Consider the following 18,588-nt stretch of genomic DNA (forward strand, 5'->3'; position numbering starts at 1 on the left):
CCTGCTTAAAACGATATCCTACAGCAGTTTTGCTTGCACCGTCATTGGAATGGTGAACCAAAATGTACTTCCTTTTCCTAATTCACTCTCCACCCCTATTAAACCTCCGTGATTTTCTACTATGGTAGAGCATATGTATAATCCCAGGCCTAAACCAGAATATTGATGGCCACCAGGATCAGCCCTGTAGTAAATGCCGAATAAATGCTCTTGCTTTTCCTTCGGAATTCCCGGTCCGAAATCCTCTACTGAAACTTTGATAAAGTCATTAATCCGTTCAGCACAAATGAGGATCTTCTCTGAGGTTCTTGCATACTTAATACTGTTGCTTAAGAGATTGATTAACACTTGTTCTAGTTTTTGATAATCACCAAACACCTCAACATCGAGGTCGCCAGACAACTCTATATTAACCGACGTTCCCAGTTGAATAGTCTCTGAACAACTCTTTGCAAGATCTCTCAAGATGAATGAAGTCTTGTTCAGCACAAGTTGGCCCTGGTCAATTTTAGTCACATCCAAAAGATCATTAACAAGCCGGGAAAGCTTATCTGCATGGACGTTAGAAGATTTTAACATCTTTGTCAAAATAGGCTTTAGATGTTCTTCCTTATTGAACTCCCGCTGCATGATTTGAAGACTCGCCTTTAAACTTGTGAGCGGTGTTTTCAACTCATGACTCGCAATGCTTATAAACTCTTCCTTCTGTTTCTGTAATTTCTTCTGTTCATTTATATCGGTACAGGTTCCAAACCAACGGGTAATTTTACCTTCAGAATTAAAAATTGGCTCAGCTCGTCCTAATACCCAAACATATTCACCTGTCTTTTTACGCAACCGGTATTCTACTTCGTATGGGTGGCCGGTACTGAGTGAATATCGCCATTTCTCCCATGCCCTTTCCCGGTCATCAGGATGGAACATGGAACTCCAACCTTCTCCTTCAGTTTCTTCGATTGAGGCACCGGTAAAATCGTACCAGCGCTGGTTATACCACTCATGCATTCCCTGAGGGTCGGTCACCCAGATCATTTGCACAATAGAATTTGCCATTAACTGGAACTGAGCTTCACTTTCCTGTAATTTCTTTTTGGCTATAACCTGTTCTGTTACGTCCTGGCACATTGCCACTACTCCGCTAATCCTTCCATCATCCTCCCGGTAAGGCTGATAGACTATATTTAGAAAACCCTCTTTTTTAAGTCCTTCCGCCAGTACAAAATAGGGGCAGTCGCATAAATAGAGTGGCTCCCCTGTTTCCCGCACTTTTCTAAGGAGAACAAGAAAATTTTCTGCTGTCTCCGGAATTACATCAAAAAGGGGTTTACCGATCAGCTCCTCTGCACGTTTATTTATTAGAGCACAATAGGAACTGTTAGCATCCTGAACGGTCATTTCGGGACCTATAAGGATAATTATTCCAATGGTAGCCTCACGGATAAGTCTTTGAAAACGTTTTTCTGATTCTATTAAGCGTAAGTGATTGTTTACCTTTTCAGTTGTCTCTGTACAAGTAACCAGTACCCCTTCTATCGTACCCTGATCTCCATAAATGGGACTATAACTGAAAGTCCAGTAAACGTCCTCCAATTTCCCATTCCTGAAAATCGGCAAATAATGATCTTCAAACCAGGCCGCTTTACCTGTACTTATAACTTGGTGAATCAGCGGACCTATAAAATGCCAAATCTCTGGCCAAACATCTATCGCACTTTTACCAATTGCCGGATGCTTGCCATTGTTTCCCAAACTTGGACGGTAAGCATCATTATAGAAACAAAGATGGTCTTTTCCCCAAAAAATGAACATAGGAAAAGCTGAGCGAAGCATAATTGCCAGTGTCGTACGAAGGCTTTGCGGCCACGAAGACGGTGGCCCAACGGGACTGGCAGCCCAGTTATATGAACGAATAAGTTCTCCCATTTCCCCACCTCCTTCAAGGAAGTAGTATGAATTGGAAGTTGAGTTATCAAGAGATGGCATTTGTAGCTTTAACGTTTGCAAAAGACCGAATTTTATTGGAAAATTTGAAGAAAAACCTTCAAACACACGCTTTCGGCCTACCTTCCATAACTTACTTCCAGACCTTCAAGCATTATCCTGCTTGCGGTCCCGGTACTGCCGGTATGCTGCAGACCAAAGCTTCCAAATAAATTAGGGGCTACTTCTGCCATCAGGCTTACCTCATGCGGAAGCCCTGCATCTTTCTGACCTTGTTGCTGCGAACTGCTGGTGCTTACCTTGGCCCGTAATGTCTTTCCAGAATAGTCAAGGTCCAACTTGCAGCCAGGCAAAAACGCTGAAGAATACTGATGTTCTGAAATAGGTGTTCCTAGACCATTCGTAAATTTGTATAATGTAAATTGTACCCCGTTTCCAAACTTAGGTGTACGTTCTATCCTTAATCCATAGCCGCTTTGGGTCATCGGGTCATACTTTATGTAAACATCCAGGTATTGCCCGGTGGCGCTTCCAAATCCTTGCCCTGCAGCTTTGTGGGGACTTAACTTCAAAACAAGGTGCATATCGTTCTTCTGCTCACCCTGCATATAAATAAGCCTAGCTCCCCTTCCTACAGTCATTAAACCTTGCCTGTCCTTAGTGGCATCACTACCCCAACCATATTCCCATCCTTTTCCAGTATCGGCGGTCCACTGAAAATCCCTACTCAAATCTTTAGGACGATGCGTGTCTACCAACCAAAAGCCTTTTCTAAAAGACAAAGTTCTGTCTGTTGGCAGATTTTTAAAGTCCGTTTTGATTGAAGTAGTCATAATGTCTTTCGAAATTATTTTCCTGCTGCCTACAAGAACAGGCTCACCAAAAACACTGGTAGAATGTTTAGGATATATCTGAGCAAAGAGGTAAAAACCAATATCACCTGTGCTTAGCGGATAATCCTTCAAGGGGGAACTGGTTGTACTTACGGCTACCTTTACCGTATCACTTCCATCTTTCCTCAAGCTCCTATACCATGTAATTGCAGATATATCTTCCCTATTGCCTAGGTTTAGCTTATAGTTTAACGAAATCAGGCCGGCATCAGGCGAATTCATTATTGGTTTTCTTGTAAATAACGGAGCATTCTGAGGGATACCCGTAACCTCAAAATAAGTAATAGCTTGAATTCCCTGTTCTGTTTCGGCCTTCAAAAAAGCTCTTTTAGTACTATCAGAGGTATTAGTGGCAGTAACAGTGATTGTTCCATCCTGATTTTTAGCAAAAGCCAATAAGTCGCGATCACTTACGCTCCATTTCAAAGGAGTGCTGGTCTTAATACGATCAGGATAGATGTTAAATCTAACCTGAGCAATCTCCTTTGTTGCTCCATTTAATTTAAGTTTATCTGCAATCAAGTCCATCCGCAAAGGTAGATCCTTGTAATTTGCCATCCTCGCCTTCTGATTGGCCGGATCCCAGTCGTCATTACCTCTTAATAAATTATAGATGTTATACTCAGACCCTACCTTGTAGGCGGCGAGACTCTTTCCACCTAACGTAACAGAAAGATTAGGTTTACTAGTTGTAATTTTAACCTTCCCCCCATTTAATATATTGTTATAAACATAATGGCGTACATGATCTGCAGGAACGTCTGTCCATTCTAAACTAGTAGCATTTCCTTTAAAATTTGCGTCAAGCACTGCAAAGATATTATTGTTTTTAGCAAAGAAAATGGTCGAATTTGCTCCCGGATCTCGCAGTACTGTTTCAAAATAACATCCCAAATAGGCTTGTAAAATACGAGACCCTCCCCAGGAAGGGTGATTGGCGAAGAAACGGAAATGGCATTTCTCAAAAACGCTAAAATCACCAGAGCCCACTGCGTCATCTGTGCATTGAAGAAAACAATTTTTATAATAAGCACGATGAGGCTGGTTTCCGGCAGCAAAGGTATTCAGATAGCTTATAAACCGGCAGTTGTCAAAGATCCATTTGTCCATATTGCCATTATGGGCCTTCGTAAGTACCTGGGCCTGCGTAATGGTAGATTGGCGCTTCGGGAGGTTTTTAGAGGGATCTAGCGGATAAACAAGATCTTCATTACAGTAATTGCCGAAAGTAATATTATATGCTTTGAAGCCATCCCCAACGCCTACCGTATTCCAGTTCCCGATGGCACCTGCCATTTGTCCCCTGTTTCCTGCTATGATCGTATGTTCGGGGTTTCCATCTAATCCAATTAAGGTAATATTTGCCTGTGGAATAAGCAGCCCGATTAATTTATTCTCTCTATTGTCGCTTTTCGGATCATCAGTCCAGTACACGTCTGGCTCCATGTAAATAACTGTCGGGGTTTCTTCTGTTCCATCCTTTGCAAACCTCACCACATCCTGAAGACTTTTAAAGGCAAACGAACCCAGTTCAGATTCCTTTAACCTGGGGTTAAGATATAATGCCCGTTCATTTAACTGTATAGTTTTACCTTGATATTTTATTTTAGCTACTGGCTTTTTGCCAGGTAACATCCTATTGGAATACTCTCTCTTTAGTGGCGTAACAAAAGCCGAACTGTTTTGTGGCCTCGCCAGAAGGACGAATGCAGTGATCAACAGTGAGTAGAAACGTCGGTTCATATTAAAAAATGGTTTTTAAAACTAGGATTAAAAAAACTTTTATACCAGATGTAGTAGCAGTTTTACAATTGTCATGGTTTAGCCACTAATACATCTCCTATTTGGAATGTCCATTCCAAATCATACCTTTGATACGTGGATAAGAAAGAACAAATAATTGTAGCAGCAATGAGATTGCTTACAGAGCGTGGTGTTCAGGCTACCCCGATGTCGGCCATTGCAAAAGCAGCAAATACAGGCATGGGTACTATCTATAATTATTTCGCAACGAAGGAAGAATTGATCAATGCAATTTACCTTTATATAAAACGATCAGTGATCCACCTTGTAGCAGAAACTGTGAACAGCAATGCACCTCTAAAAGCCAGGTTCTTTAGCTTTTATTCCGGATTGGTTAACTTTTATTTTAAGTACCCTGAAAGCTTCGCCTTTATGGATCAGTTTCACAGTTCTCCGTTGATCACTGAAAACACACGCTTGGCCGGACAACAAGATTTTATGCCTGTTATAGACCTTCTACAGCAAGGTCAGAAAGATGGTATAATCAAAAAAATGGATCTTAATGCTATTCTTCACTTCCTTGCTGGCTCTATTACTACTTATATACAATGGATGCAAAGTGAGGGAAAGGAAAATGATGAAACACATTTAGAGAGACAATTCCGCTTAGTCTGGGATGCTATAAAAGAATAAAAAATTTCTCCCGCTTTGGAATGAACGTTCAGTCCAGGTATAAGCCATTTAATAATGAAACGACTTTTTAAAATAGTTAAATACACAATGATCACTTTACTATCTCTGGTAGTTTTTCTAGCACTCGCTACCTTTATTTTTCTTAAACAACCTCAGTTCGGTCAGGCTGCATCCGGCAAACGTCTTGAACGAATGAATCAATCAAAGCATTTTCGCGATGGTGTGTTTCTGAATCAAAGCTTTACCCCACCACTTACAGAGGGTTACTCAATGACTTCAGTCCTGTTTGACTTCTTTTTCAAATCAATTCCAAATAAAACTCCCGGAAAAGCTCTTCCACATATAAAAACTGACTTAAAAAGCCTTCCTGCCGACAGTAACGTTGTGGTCTGGTTTGGCCATTCTTCCTATTATATGCAGCTCAATGGAGTAAAAATTCTTGTGGATCCTGTATTTAGTGGCAATGCCTCGCCTATTCCATCAACAACGCGTGCTTTTGCGGGAGCAAACACCTACGGAGTTAAAGATTTTCCTGGAATTGATGTGTTGTTGATCAGCCATGATCATTACGACCACCTGGATTATTCAACGATCAAAGAACTAAAGGGTAAGGTAAAAAAGGTGATCTGTGGATTGGGTGTGGGGGCTCATTTTGAACATTGGGGATATGATCCGAAAATTATTTCTGAACATGACTGGAATGAGACGATAAGCTTAAATGATGATTTTAAAATTCACACCTTACCTGCTCGTCATTTTAGTGGTCGTTCCTTTAAGAGAAACAATACCCTTTGGATGGCTTACCTTTTAGAAACGCCCGAGAAAAAGATCTTTGTGGGCGGTGATGGTGGTTATGATGCTCACTTTGCCGAAATCGGTAAGCGCTTTGGCAGTATTGATCTCGCTATTCTTGAAAACGGCCAATATAACGTGGCATGGCATGCAATACATTGCCTGCCTGAAGAGGTAGTACAAGCCGGAAAAGATCTTCATGCTAAAAGGGTCCTGCCAGTCCATTCCAGTAAATTTTCGTTAGCCCTGCATAGTTGGGATGAACCCCTAAAGGAAGTTTCCCGTATCGCCAAATCACAAAACCTTCCCTTAGTTACTCCCATGATTGGTGAAGTAGTATGGATGGATAACGAGCAGCAAGTGTTCAAAGAGTGGTGGAAGGAGCTTAAGTAAACCTAAAGGCATAATTTTTAAACTATCTTTACATCCGAATTAAAACAAAAATTGTTATTGAGATAGAAGGTTCAACCGAGTAACATACCCTGAAGCATGAATAATAATGATATAATGAAAAAGCTCCGTGTAGCAATGAAGTTCACCGACGACGATATTGTCAAAGTTTTGGCACTCGTAGATTTCAGGATCACCAAAACTGAACTTGGCGCTATTTTTCGTAATGAAGACCACCCTAACTATAAACCTTGCGGAGATCAGATCCTACGCAATTTTTTAAATGGCCTGATCATTCATAACAGAGGACCAAGACCAGCAAAAGATTAAATCTTAAAGCTGGTCTCCAGTTTTTCAACTCCAGATCTCATTTTTTTCAGTAAGTATAATTGGTACTCCGTCTGTCACCAAGATCGTATGTTCGTGCTGTGCCATAAAGCCTCCTTTATTACCTATCATGGTCCAACCATCACTTTGGGTTTCTGCAATTGTTGACGTGGTTGATATAAAAGTTTCCACAGCTACAACCGAATTTTTCTTGAACCTTGTCATGTTAAACCGGTCTTTATAGTTCGCTACTTCGTTGGGCTCTTCATGGAGACTTCTTCCAACTCCGTGGCCAGTGAGGTTCTTGATAACTTTATAGCCACGCTTCTTAGCTTCTGTTTCGATAAGGTGGCCCACGTCAGAGATCTTCACACCGCCCTTAATATTGTTTATTGCTATACGTAGAATTTGCTTAGATGCATCCACGAGCTTTTGATGTTGGTTAATATCCTCACCCAAAACAAATGAAGCCCCATTATCTGAAAAAAAACCGTCAAGTTCCGCAGAAACATCAATGTTGATCAGATCGCCTTCCTGTAGTATCCTTTTGTCAGAGGGAATACCATGGCAAAACTCGTTTCCTACACTGATACAGGTCCAGCCAGGAAATTTATAGGTAACGAAAGGCGCAGAATTAGCACCAAAATCCTTAAGAATACTTGCTCCGTAGTCATCCAGTTCCTTAGTACTTATACCTGGTTTTGAGTATAATACCATTTCTTTCAATGCGCAAGCCACTGCATCACTAGCCTTTTTCATCCCCGCTAGCTCTGATTCATTCGTAATTAACATGATTGTATGATCCTTTTACCAATTGTCGTTATATGCCTGTTCAAGCTTCCATTGGCGCAATGAAAGCCTTTTACGCCCCATAGATACAAATAATAATTAAGTCTTTAATGACAATTGAAGAAGGTAAAACTTTAAAGAGTTCTAGCTATGTTTGTTACAGAATAGAATTTTACCAAGAAAACAACAAGCGAAAAAAATGAAGTTAAAATATAGCCTGCTAATTATTTTCCTTATCACGTCTAAAATCGCCAGCTCTTGCAAGTGTATGGCTTTGGGTAAGATCGACGATAAACAGTACGATCAGTATGAATTAATCGTCAAAGGACGTATTATTAAAGTGGGCATCGAAGGAACCAAAAGGAGTATTTCGGTTAAAGTGCTTAACTGCTTTAAAGGTAGCGAAAAAGCCGATACGGTTTTTATTTCTACTCCAATTGATGGAGCTGCATGCGGTATCTCTCCAAAGGTGGGCGAAAAATGGTTACTTTTTGCCAATGGTAGCGCGGAAAACTATACAACAAGTATGTGTACACGTTCCAAGTCGATGAGTTCTAATGCGGAGAACTTTAATAAAAAGGAGGTCCGTAGTGATCTTAAATATTTAAAGAGGAAGAACTAGTGGTCTAATTAGCAGGTATCTTAAGCCTGCCAGAAAAAATAGATCTCCAAACAGTCGAAGCCATTACCATGATATGGCTTCGTTGTGTTGAATGTTATAGGGAAGCGACCAACTAACTATCACAATTATTGTAATCCCCTGGTTCCTAAACCAATTAAAAATTCCTTAACTTAGAGAATAAATAATTACCTCTAGCCGTATTATAAATGAAAGTTCTAAAAAGGGTCCTCACGGGTATCATCTTAATTTCCAGCCTTCTTTATATCGCCTTATGCCTTTGGTTTTACAACTCTCAAGACAAAGCATTATTTAAATCAGTAAAGCATCCTTCCAACTATCGTTATCAATTTGCCATTCCTTTTGAGGAACGCAACATAACAATGAAAGACGGCAAAAGGCTGAACGGTCTACTTTTTAAAGCAAAAGCATCAAAAGGTCTTATTTTGTGGCTGCCTGGAGGCCGGGGAATGCTTGATAGCGTCGGCCAGGATGCAAATTCGTATACAAAGATGGGATACGACATTTTTTTACTTAACTACAGAGGATTTGGTAAAAGTGAGGGCAAGGTATCTTCAGAAGAACAATTCAATCAAGATCTCCTCGCCGTTTACGATAACCTGCAAAAAGAATATGGTAACAACATCTACATTTTCGGATATTCCTTAAGTTCTGGCCCTGCAGCATTTTTGGCCACTCAAAGGTCTCCTAAATCCTTAGTATTAATTGCTCCTTATTATAATTTCACCGAATTCGTACAGAAATCATTGCCCTATATTCCTGCCGGACTGTTATTAAAATACAAATTCCCTACAGACAAATATTTGCCCCTGGTAAAATGTTCCGTGTACTTGATCCATGGCGAAAAAGATGATAAGATCGACCCTAATGTGTCTGTAAGATTAAAAGAACTGGTAAAATCCTCTGGAGAACTTTTCATCTTAAAAGATCAGAAACACAATCAGTTTGAGAAGAATCCGGAATATATTTCTGTAGTAAAGAAGATATTAGATTCTAGCCATTAGGCATTTAAGGGTACAAAAAAATAAAACCGAATTCATCCTTGCAACTTCAATATATTCTAATTTACTTTGTATTCCAAAGTTCTTTAAGACACACAAGTGTCTTTTTTATTAATTGAGCACTTTGAATAACAAAGTACTTTAACAAAACCATTAAATAAATGACTAGATTTATTTCAACCTTAAAGCAAGATAGTATTATTTACACGGGGATCTGGATGGCAATAATATCAGGTCTCATCCTACTTGCAGGAACCTGTGTGGAAGTTTCGAATGAAGATAGCTTATTAGCGTTTTTCTTTTTGAATTATGTAGCCACTGTTATTTATACAATAATTGTTTTCAGTACTGCCCTGAACAGGCATGGCTGGAGGCTTTCTAAAAGTAAAATAGATTACACTGTGATCATGTTAATTCTCTGGTTTATCAGTGCCTTTGCATTAAACAGGTTAATGAATGTTTTTGATGACTCAGTTCAGTGGCTCAGCATCCTGTTGGTCATGTGCTGTATGGCGCTAATTGGCGCTCTTTTCATAAAGGACCTTCCCCTACCGTTAAAGCATATTACATTCTTTATTCTCGGATTAGCGATCGTAATTTTTGCGTATTACTCTTTCTCGCTAATACCATTGTATCTCCTAAGCGTTCCTGCTTCAATCGGTCTTGGGATATCTCTTCACTCTTTTACTCCTCTTTGCCTTGCCATTGTTACTATCACTGTTTCTATTTATGGCATCAAAAAACACGATAGATTAAAATTTTCAATAGTTGCAGGTCTGCTCTTGGCTGTAACAAGTATAAGTTGGTTCACCTACAAGTGGAAATACATCAATGATTCGATAAACAAAATTTCTACCCACAACACTCTTGCAGAAGGGAAACTGCCGAATTGGGTATTGATAAGTCAAGCTATACCGAAAGGTGTCGTATCAGAGCGAATCATCAAGTCTGACCTTGTTTATAAAACTCTCGACCTAAGTGGTAACTGGCTATGGGGGGGATTCATGAATAGTGCATTTGATGAGAAACAGCAACATGACCCTTTAGTTGTTCTTGCAAGTCTATTTGTAGGGAAGCCGCAAATAGATCAACGTGAACGGATCAAAATCCTTGAATCAATGTACGATTCAAGGCACCAGGCCCAGGAAAGGTTATGGAGCGGCGATAAACTGAAAACGCATACAGTTATTTCTAATGTCAGACTGATGCCTGAGTACCGCATGGCTTATACGGAGAAGATTCTCACCATCTCTAATAAATCCGCAGCAAGATGGAACCTGGATCAGGAGGCAGTCTATACCTTTCATCTTCCTGAAGGATCGGTGGTGAGCTCTCTGTCACTTTGGATCAATGGGAAAGAAGAAAAAGGTTATCTCACTACAAAAGCAAAGGCAGATTCAGCCTATAGACAAGTTGTTGGAGTAGAACAACATGACCCCTCTGTTATTCATTGGCAGGAAGGGAATACGGTGAGTGTACGGGTTTTTCCTTGCACACCTCAGGAGGACCGACGATTTAAGATTGGCATTACCAGCCCATTAAGAGTTTCAGGTACTGATCTCGTTTATGGAAATATCTATTTCGACGGCCCATCTGCAAATGAGGCAAATGAGGCTTTGCAGTTAAGCTCATCTCTACCATTACCCGAATCCAGCATTCCAAAGGGTGCTGAGCTCGTGTCTAAAAATGTCTACCAGCTTGACGGGGATTATCAGTCCGAATGGGAATTGAGGCTTCCAACCCCTTCCATTTCATCTCAGGTTTTTTCGTTCGACGGCAAGTCCTATCAGCTTTCAGATGCCAAGCTTGAGAGGTCTTCCTTTTCTCCAGAGCATATTTACCTTGATATAAATAGTGGGTGGACAAAGGATGAATTTTTAAGTTTATGGAAAAAAATCAAAACGAAAAATGTCTATGTATTTGACGAAAAGCTGGTTCAACTGGATGAAGATAATAAGGACATGGAATTTCATAAATTATCAAACCTTAATTTTAGTCTTTTCCCGCTCTATAAGATCAGCACACCTTCCACTGCTCTTCTAATTTCAAAAAGCAATGGTCCTTCACCAAATCTGTCAGATCTGAAAGGCTCTGAATTTTCGAATAGAATGGAAGCATATCTTACTTCTGCCCCACCAATTCACTTGTATTTTATCGGCGAGCATTTATCCCCATACCTTCAAACCTTGAAAGAATTAAGAGTATTCCAGTATCAGGGCGGAGAACTTTCTACCTTGTTTAAAAATCTTGATAACAATACATTTACCAGTATTAGAGAAGATTCAACATCAGTTACTATAGCCGCGGCAAAGGTAAGTATACGGGAAATTACGGGCAAAGCGACAAGTAATGCACCCGATCATTTACTTCGGCTATATGCGTACAATCATATTATGAAAAAAGTAGCAGGCGGCTATTTCAAGGATGACTTTCTACAACCGGAAACAATTGCTGAAGCAGAGATAGCAAATATTGTAAGCCCTGTTTCAAGCTTGATCGTATTAGAAACAAAACAGGATTATGAGCGCTTTGGCATAGAAGAAAGCAAAAACAGCTTAAAGAATGCTTCTATGAAATCCTCAGGAGCCGTGCCTGAACCTCACGAGTGGATGCTAATTCTGCTAACTGGTATAATTGTACTCTACTTATTAAGGAATAAGCAATACGCTAAAAAGGCTTTATGATAAACTTTGCTTTAGTTCTTTTACGACCAACGTTCAGCAAATTTTCTCACCTGGTAGTTTTGTTCTACCTGAGCATTGGCCTTGTTGCCTTTCGTAACTATTTTATTTGGGATGCGACGACTGTGTGTGGCTTTTTACTATTGCCCTTAATTTTCAGATTAAACGCCTGCTCGCGATCGATGCGCTTCCTTCCCCTTTCACTATTATCCGCAGTTCTGGCTATTTTTTTTCCTGTTAATAGTTGCCTTTTTCTCGCAGCTATTTTTGCCCTGATGTTCTTTACCGAAACTTACATCGGTAAGATAAATGTTTCTGCCGTTCTAACCCTGCTAATCGTCTCCCCTGTTTTTAAGTTCTTTATCAATACCTTTGGCTTTCCTCTACGTTTATGGCTAAGCGATATTGCGGCCAACATCTTTAGTATAAGCGGCTTGCCAGCAAAAGCCGAGGGTAATATTATTAACATTAACCAAAATAGCTTCACCGTTGAACAAGCATGTGCCGGCCTTAGCATGCTTAGTATTTCCCTGGTTATTTGTCTGTTTCTGATAGCTCATTGGGAAAGCAGAGTGAACAAACGAATTAAGGTATGGCAGATTTTTGGTCTTTTGACACTAAGCTTTTTCCTTAACCTTTCTGGTAATCTCATTCGAATTCTGTTTTTAGTCTTACTGCGGGTTGAACCTGATAACATTTTTCACGATTTGATAGGTGTAACTTGCCTTATTGTCTATACGGTGCTGCCCCTTATGTATTTCGCCAAATGGCTCGTAAAGCGTGGAAACTTAATAGAACACCCTACAAATAAGATTAATAATAATTATCCGCCCCTGCTGGTCATTCACTTCATACTTTTCTCTATAATACTCTATGTTTCCTTAAACCTAAGTTCGATTGATAACATGAATACCAGAACAACTCGCATTCATCTGAACGGGTTTGATCGGGAAATTATGGATAATAAAATTGTGAAGTTCAGTAATAAGAGTTCGCTTATTTACTTTAAACCCAGCGTTTTTTACGCTCCTGATCACGATCCTAAAATTTGCTGGAGGGGAAGCGGATATATGTTTGATACTGTTAAAGAGGATAAGGTATTAAATTATAATGTTTATACAGGTATTCTGAAAAAGGGCAAGGAAAAGTTATATACCGCATGGTGGTACAGCAGCGGCAATACCACTACCACCAATCAATTTGAGTGGCGCTGGAAGTCAGCAGTTTCTAACGAGGAGTTTTACCTTATCAATGTAACAGCAGGTTCCGAAAAAGAAGTATTGTCGTTGGTTAGAGCACTTATTTCAAAACCTTTTCCTCTTAGAAACGACCTTTCAAGCTATTTCAACAAGTTCATTTCGTTGCCGAAATATCCAGATAGAGGTTGGCTAATAATAAAACACAAAGATACTTAACCATGCCGCCTCTAAGTCATTACTTTTCCCAATCAAGCCGATACATATGGACATCATACTTTAATTTGTACCCCAAAGAGGGCTTAGGGTCCTTCACCGGCAGGAATAATTGACTATCAGTTATGGTCATTTCAGCCAGATCCGGTACATGCCCTTTTCCCACTTTTTCTGGCGCTATCATTTTCAGATCTTCAATTTTTCCTGAAGAAGCATTGATCTTTGCTACAGCGAACTTTGCTTTCCATTCATCCGAGGCGAATAGATACCAGGAATTGTCCCGGAGATCGGATCTGAAGGAAGGCCTTGTTACATTGCCATAAGCTCTTGGAATAGCTGAAGCCGACTTTACAACAAAATTGGAGTCCAGATTATAAACAAGAATGCCGTTAGCCGTATACGTAGGGGGAATTTTGCTGCCGGGAGTTCCAGGAAGATAGCGGACATCACTTAAGGCAATCAAATAACCATCTGCTGGGAAAGCTACACTCAGCAGGTTCAGGCCCGATACACTTCCAAGGTCCAGTCTCGAAAATTGCTTATTTAACGGAACAAAAGATTTTTCCAGGGTTTTTAAGTCTGCTTTTCTAAAGCTTTTCCTGAATGACACTTCCTTGTTAGTGCCAAAATCATACTTATTCAGGATATAGGTATATTCAGGCCCGTTAGTAAAACCGCCCGTGAGATAAGCAGTATTATTTCGGTGGGTGTCCGTTATAAGATTTAAGGACCCTTGGCCCTGCAAGCCTGATGAGAGACCAAATGGTTCTAATACCATGGCCGATACTTCTTCTTTCCCTGCTTCAAACTTGGCAATTGTTATCCCCTTTTTTTCTTCTGATACAGCAACATACAGATCCCCGTTTATGGTTTTAGCTGCCCCTATAAAGTCGCCATCCGGCAGAACAGGGAAAACCTTGTCAATAGTTGCAAGATGGCTATCATAGGCGGAGACGCTAAATTTCCTTATTGCAGAGGCATTATTCGCCATTTTCCTGGCCGCCCATAATGAACCATTCGCATCCGCTGCTACTATAAAATTTCGTTTCGCACTGGTCTCTCGGGCAATCAGACTAAAGGTTTTCCTGTTCTTAGACACCACAAATTCGGCTACAGTCAAATAGTCGTTATTACCTTCGTAAATTACCTTTTCATGGATCACCTTACCATCCCTTGCATCCAGTAGGAAAGCTTTATAAGTACTATTATTCCCCCCAACAGAGGCTGCAAAATCGGTACTGACTATTACCAGGATTTTATCTTCTAGGTCTGTACTAAACATTAACGAGCCTTCTACCGTCTGTTCCCAGTTCTTTTTCATCTCCAGTGAAGATGAAATGATCTTTACTCTTTTATCATTTTCGCTCGACAGGAGTAAAAGTTGCCCTAAGTGCAAAAAGCTGCTAACATGGGTACTATTAGTAAAATAATATGGGGTTCTGATTTGATTTTGTGCTTTTAGTTTCGAAAAAAAGCATAACAGGAAGACTAAAAATAGTACACGAAAAAACTTAATACTAATCATTCTAAGGTTAAGTTGTTACTCATCATTTTGCCCCAAGGGGCAGTTTGGGCAAATCTACAGATTCAGGCAGGAATTCAAAAAGATTTAAAAGCTGATATTTTTCCCTTTATCTTTAATCCGACTTCATATTATCCCCATCCTTGAAATGAAGACGCCTGAAGATCAACCCAGACAGGAAGGTTAAAAGACCAACTACAAGAAAGGTATACCTGAAAGCATTATGGATCTCATTTTGAATGAGCTTTTCATCTCCCTGAAAAATCTTAAGGACTATTAGCCCAAAGGCCACCCCAAAACCAATGGCTAATTGCTGATTCACTGACACAAGCGAATTGCCGCTGCTCGTATGATACTGCCGCAAGTCGGCAATTGAAATGGTATTCATGGCCGTAAATTGAATAGAATTAAAAAATCCTAAAACAGCGATAATGGGCATATACCAATAAATAGAAGCGTGAGCAGCAGGGATAGACATACTACAGATCAGCAGACCAATAATGAACGTATTAGTCATTAAAGTAGTCCGATACCCAAATTTATTCAATATTCTAATTACTGCCGATTTACCAAACATAGCTGTTATAGCCATTGGGGCCACAATCCAACCAGAAGTAACGGCTGATCTGCCATAAGCAATTTGAATCATCATAGGCAATAAGAGAGGAATGGCACTGATTCCCAACCGGGTAGCCAGGTTACCCAGAATTCCTACCCGAAACGTCCGAACGCGGAAAAGATTTAACGGAAAAATAGGGTTATTATCCGTTGAAGCATGGCGGTAATAAAAGTAAAGCATTAAAAAACCAGCCGAAAATACCACAAGTACGGGTGTCACATGCACTGTATTTCCAAATAGTTCTAAAGCAATAGAAAGCAACAAGGAGCTTGCAGCAAAAATAAGGAAACCTTTAAGGTCGAAGTCAATGATTGCCGACCGGTAGTCAGGCATATATTTTATGCTTAAAATAATTCCAAGCAGGCCAATTGGAAGGTTGATGAGAAATATCCAGTGCCAGGACAGATAATCCACCATATACCCGCCTACCAGGGGTCCCAACACAGGTCCGATCAAAGCGGGAATAATGGCAAAGTTCATGGCCTTCAGCAATTCATTTTTGGGGAAAGTCCGGATGAGAGCTAACTTACCCACCGGCGTCATCAAACTACCTCCAACTCCTTGTATCATTCGTGCCACTACCAACTGAGCCAGGTTTTCCGCCATCGAACAAAATAACGAGCCAAGGCTGAAAAGGATCAATGAGAAAATAAAAACCTTTCTAGTACCAAATTTATCAGCCAGAAATCCACTCACCGGCATAAAGACAGCTAAAGTAAGCACATAACTGATAATTGCATTTTGCATATTAAGAGGCGATTCATTTAAATCCCTCGCAATAGCCGGCAAGGAAGTATTCAGGATGGTAGAATCAAGCATCTGCATAAAAATTGCAGTAGCCAGAATTATAGGAAGCAGTTTTTTTGTCGAAACAGTAATTTCCGCTGATCCCTTATTAGTCGCTTCAGACATAGAGTGCATAATTTTAGGGCATTCCAATCGAAAGAGCCTTTCACCTCTCATTCATTTGCTAAACAAACCAGAATAAAAGTATCGCATGCCTTTAATTCCAACACTGCACTATCACGAATGTTCTGGTTTAAATCCCCGCACCTTATTTATACTCCAGCCCGCCTTTATAAACAGCACCGAAATTTTATTCTCTTCCAGCCTTAAACAATTTTGAAACAGCTACTTAATTTTCAAAAACGCAATATCTTCTCTCTTCTTTGCGGTTTAATTAACAGAACGGCTAAGAAATTTGCAATTTAAGCAAACAGTAATTTAATTTTGATGTTTAACCTCAAACTTATCTATCAACAACAGAATTAAAAAAACCATGAAAAAGTTACTACTTCTCTTCTCCCTGACAGCTTTATTATCTGTAACAGGTGTAAAAGCTCAGGATTACAAGACTGCGGTAGGTTTATCAATCGACTTTGGTACAGGAGCCACATTGGTAGGTCCCTCCATTAAGCACTTCTTCAACCCAACTGACGCTGTAAATGCCGAAATTATTTTTGGTGGAAACTCAACATTAATTCAGGGCTTTTATCAGCACCATTGGCCGCTAAAAGACGCTCAGGGATTAAAATTTTATCTTGGTGGTGGTCCCGGAGTAAACTTGTATAAAGGAGGTTCTACTTTCATATTACGTCCTATGGCTGGTTTAGAGTACAAGATTAAAGATGCTCCTATTGCATTTAACTTCGATTGGAGACCAGGATTATTCCTATACGATGGTGGCAGCGAATTCGAAGCTGGCAGATTTGGTATAGGGATAAAATATACGCTTAAGTAAAGAAAGAGATACTAATTAAGAAAATTTAAAAGTCAAAAATGGCTGAACAGACAAACCTCTGTTCAGCCATTTTTATTTTCGCGCTTTAAAAAGCGCCGAATTTGCTTCTCAAGTAAGCTAAAAACAAGACCTCCCATGATAAACAATGAAGCCGTAAGCTTCCACGAAGGTAGGTCCTCCCCTAAAAACACGGCAGAACTAAAGAAACCAACAACAGGGATCAAAAGAGTAAAAGGAACCACCGCGGAGGCAGAATAATTCTTCAATAGAAAGCCCCAGGCGCCATAGCCGATATGAGTGGATATATAAACAATATAGAAAACAGCAGCGGCAGTTGACCAGGAAGTATTTTCTAAAGAATGGGTAACAAGAGTTGGTCCTTCCATCACCAATGATAAAATTAGCATAAAGGGAAAAGCAATTAAGTTCCCCCAAACCACCAGGGCGAGTGGCGATTCAGCATTTACCTTTTTTGTAAACATATTCCCTGCAGCCCAGGAGAAGGCAGCTAGTAAGGTTAGCAACAAACCCATAAATGTGGCGCCCCCCTCAATATGTGCAGCAACAACGCCAATACCAATAAAAGAGATCAATGAACCAATGATCTTTAAAACACTCGGTTTCTCCCCAAAGAAGAGAAACGCCAGGGCCATGGAAAAAAAGACTGAAATTTGTAGAAGAAGCGATGCAAGTCCCGGAGACAAGCCAAGATGAATTCCAGTAAATAAAAACCCGAATTGCATCGCAAAATTGAATATTCCAAAGCCTAATACAAATTTAAAAGGAGCATTAGGTTTAGGAAGAAAGAACACCCAGGGCAAGGCAGAAAGCGCAAAGCGTACAGCACCAAGCAGAAATGGAGGGAAACTTTTTAATGCCACAAAAACAGCAATAAAATTAGTACCCCAAAGCAAAACAATCAAAAGGACCAGCAGCAGGTGCTTAAAGCTTAAATTAGCGGAACTACCCATATTCGGCGAAAATAGGCATAAAAGATGGTCCTTCTCTACTTTGAAAGTAAAGGCAAATATTTCCTCTTGTTATCAAAGATGATCCATATAAAAATTACCCATATAGCAATTGCAATAGGTAGACCGCTTCTTTCTACCAACAAATTCGTTAACAAGATCCCTACCATCACTGGAAACAACACCAATGCACCTAATGCTCTTGTCCTTGGCAATAGGATAAGTAATCCTCCCAGAACTTCTGCAAAACCAACTAAGGGTAACAGCCATGATATTTCCATGATGGCCGCAAAATCCTTTACCATTGCCTCAGGAAGATCTTTAGGAACAGGCATGTAGTTAAAGAACTTGTTCAAACCAGCATTAATAAGCATTAAACCCAATAAGGCCGACAATACGTTTAAGATATTTTTTTTCATAACACCAAAAAGTAGTA

The 18,588-nt window shown here is 40.0% G+C and carries 15 protein-coding genes; 8 read left to right on the forward strand and 7 right to left on the reverse strand.

The window, feature by feature from the left end:
- Positions 1-18: 18 nt before the first annotated feature.
- Positions 19-1,983, reverse strand: coding sequence for a PAS domain-containing sensor histidine kinase (locus tag J4N24_RS20740; RefSeq protein ID WP_207535645.1), 1,965 nt, complete (start codon positions 1,981-1,983; stop codon positions 19-21).
- A 77-nt stretch (positions 1,984-2,060) separates the two neighbouring features.
- Positions 2,061-4,577, reverse strand: a complete 2,517-nt coding sequence (locus J4N24_RS20745; RefSeq protein ID WP_207535646.1) for a pectinesterase — start codon at positions 4,575-4,577, stop codon at positions 2,061-2,063.
- Positions 4,578-4,712: 135 nt separating this feature from the next.
- Here J4N24_RS20745 and J4N24_RS20750 point away from each other — a divergent pair, with 135 nt between their 5' ends.
- From J4N24_RS20750 to J4N24_RS20760, 3 genes are all read left to right on the forward strand, one after another.
- On the forward strand, positions 4,713-5,270 hold the full coding sequence (locus tag J4N24_RS20750; protein WP_207535647.1) for a TetR/AcrR family transcriptional regulator: 558 nt from the start codon (positions 4,713-4,715) through the stop codon (positions 5,268-5,270).
- 54 nt (positions 5,271-5,324) lie between these two features.
- Positions 5,325-6,455 (forward strand): MBL fold metallo-hydrolase, encoded by a 1,131-nt coding sequence (locus J4N24_RS20755; RefSeq protein ID WP_242691757.1) that lies wholly within the window; start codon positions 5,325-5,327, stop codon positions 6,453-6,455.
- Positions 6,456-6,569: 114 nt separating this feature from the next.
- Entirely contained in the window at positions 6,570-6,782 is a 213-nt protein-coding gene (locus J4N24_RS20760) for a DUF1456 family protein (protein ID WP_242691758.1), read from the forward strand.
- 24 nt (positions 6,783-6,806) lie between these two features.
- On the opposite strand, the gene map is transcribed toward J4N24_RS20760, so the two are convergent.
- On the reverse strand, positions 6,807-7,571 hold the full coding sequence (gene map / locus J4N24_RS20765) for a type I methionyl aminopeptidase (protein ID WP_207535649.1): 765 nt from the start codon (positions 7,569-7,571) through the stop codon (positions 6,807-6,809).
- Between the two features lie 196 nt (positions 7,572-7,767).
- Between map and J4N24_RS20770 the strand changes: the two genes are divergently transcribed.
- The 4 genes from J4N24_RS20770 (at position 7,768) to xrtN (ending at position 13,305) form a co-directional block, all read left to right on the forward strand.
- The gene (locus tag J4N24_RS20770; RefSeq protein ID WP_207535650.1) at positions 7,768-8,190 is read left to right on the forward strand and encodes a hypothetical protein; all 423 of its coding nucleotides are present in this window, start codon (positions 7,768-7,770) and stop codon (positions 8,188-8,190) included.
- 206 nt (positions 8,191-8,396) lie between these two features.
- The gene (locus tag J4N24_RS20775; RefSeq protein WP_207535651.1) at positions 8,397-9,212 is read left to right on the forward strand and encodes an alpha/beta hydrolase; all 816 of its coding nucleotides are present in this window, start codon (positions 8,397-8,399) and stop codon (positions 9,210-9,212) included.
- Between the two features lie 158 nt (positions 9,213-9,370).
- Positions 9,371-11,893: an XrtN-dependent VIT domain-containing protein gene (locus tag J4N24_RS20780; protein WP_207535652.1), complete on the forward strand. Its 2,523-nt coding sequence runs from the start codon at positions 9,371-9,373 to the stop codon at positions 11,891-11,893.
- Positions 11,890-13,305, forward strand: coding sequence for an exosortase N (xrtN, locus tag J4N24_RS20785; RefSeq protein WP_207535653.1), 1,416 nt, complete (start codon positions 11,890-11,892; stop codon positions 13,303-13,305). The genes J4N24_RS20780 and xrtN overlap by 4 nt, the downstream gene beginning before the upstream one ends.
- A 19-nt stretch (positions 13,306-13,324) precedes the next feature.
- On the opposite strand, the gene J4N24_RS20790 is transcribed toward xrtN, so the two are convergent.
- Positions 13,325-14,623: a hypothetical protein gene (locus J4N24_RS20790; RefSeq protein WP_207535654.1), complete on the reverse strand. Its 1,299-nt coding sequence runs from the start codon at positions 14,621-14,623 to the stop codon at positions 13,325-13,327.
- Positions 14,624-14,939: 316 nt separating this feature from the next.
- Positions 14,940-16,355: an MFS transporter gene (locus J4N24_RS20795; RefSeq protein WP_207535655.1), complete on the reverse strand. Its 1,416-nt coding sequence runs from the start codon at positions 16,353-16,355 to the stop codon at positions 14,940-14,942.
- A 367-nt stretch (positions 16,356-16,722) separates the two neighbouring features.
- On the opposite strand from J4N24_RS20795, the gene J4N24_RS20800 reads away from it, so the two are divergent.
- Complete coding sequence (locus J4N24_RS20800; RefSeq protein WP_207535656.1) at positions 16,723-17,184, forward strand: hypothetical protein; 462 nt, start codon at positions 16,723-16,725, stop codon at positions 17,182-17,184.
- A gap of 62 nt (positions 17,185-17,246) precedes the next feature.
- Here J4N24_RS20800 and J4N24_RS20805 read toward each other — a convergent pair whose 3' ends face one another.
- A complete protein-coding gene (locus J4N24_RS20805; protein WP_207535657.1) occupies positions 17,247-18,155 on the reverse strand; it encodes an EamA family transporter in 909 nt (302 codons plus the stop codon).
- Positions 18,156-18,190: 35 nt separating this feature from the next.
- Positions 18,191-18,571, reverse strand: coding sequence for a DoxX family protein (locus J4N24_RS20810; RefSeq protein ID WP_207535658.1), 381 nt, complete (start codon positions 18,569-18,571; stop codon positions 18,191-18,193).
- Between the last annotated feature and the right edge of the window lie 17 nt (positions 18,572-18,588).

This window comes from Desertivirga arenae, from assembly GCF_017355785.1.
Lineage (GTDB): Bacteria > Bacteroidota > Bacteroidia > Sphingobacteriales > Sphingobacteriaceae > Desertivirga > Desertivirga arenae.

Coding starts and splice junctions, on each gene's coding strand:
- J4N24_RS20810 (WP_207535658.1), bottom strand. CDS start 18,571: ATGAAAAAAAATATCTTAAACGTATTGTCGGCCTTATTGGGTTTAATG.
- map (WP_207535649.1), bottom strand. CDS start 7,571: ATGTTAATTACGAATGAATCAGAGCTAGCGGGGATGAAAAAGGCTAGT.
- J4N24_RS20790 (WP_207535654.1), bottom strand. CDS start 14,623: ATGAAAAAGAACTGGGAACAGACGGTAGAAGGCTCGTTAATGTTTAGT.
- J4N24_RS20755 (WP_242691757.1), top strand. CDS start 5,325: ATGAAACGACTTTTTAAAATAGTTAAATACACAATGATCACTTTACTA.
- xrtN (WP_207535653.1), top strand. CDS start 11,890: ATGATAAACTTTGCTTTAGTTCTTTTACGACCAACGTTCAGCAAATTT.
- J4N24_RS20795 (WP_207535655.1), bottom strand. CDS start 16,355: ATGTCTGAAGCGACTAATAAGGGATCAGCGGAAATTACTGTTTCGACA.
- J4N24_RS20740 (WP_207535645.1), bottom strand. CDS start 1,983: ATGCCATCTCTTGATAACTCAACTTCCAATTCATACTACTTCCTTGAA.
- J4N24_RS20780 (WP_207535652.1), top strand. CDS start 9,371: ATGACTAGATTTATTTCAACCTTAAAGCAAGATAGTATTATTTACACG.
- J4N24_RS20775 (WP_207535651.1), top strand. CDS start 8,397: ATGAAAGTTCTAAAAAGGGTCCTCACGGGTATCATCTTAATTTCCAGC.
- J4N24_RS20745 (WP_207535646.1), bottom strand. CDS start 4,577: ATGAACCGACGTTTCTACTCACTGTTGATCACTGCATTCGTCCTTCTG.
- J4N24_RS20800 (WP_207535656.1), top strand. CDS start 16,723: ATGAAAAAGTTACTACTTCTCTTCTCCCTGACAGCTTTATTATCTGTA.
- J4N24_RS20760 (WP_242691758.1), top strand. CDS start 6,570: ATGAAAAAGCTCCGTGTAGCAATGAAGTTCACCGACGACGATATTGTC.
- J4N24_RS20805 (WP_207535657.1), bottom strand. CDS start 18,155: ATGGGTAGTTCCGCTAATTTAAGCTTTAAGCACCTGCTGCTGGTCCTT.
- J4N24_RS20770 (WP_207535650.1), top strand. CDS start 7,768: ATGAAGTTAAAATATAGCCTGCTAATTATTTTCCTTATCACGTCTAAA.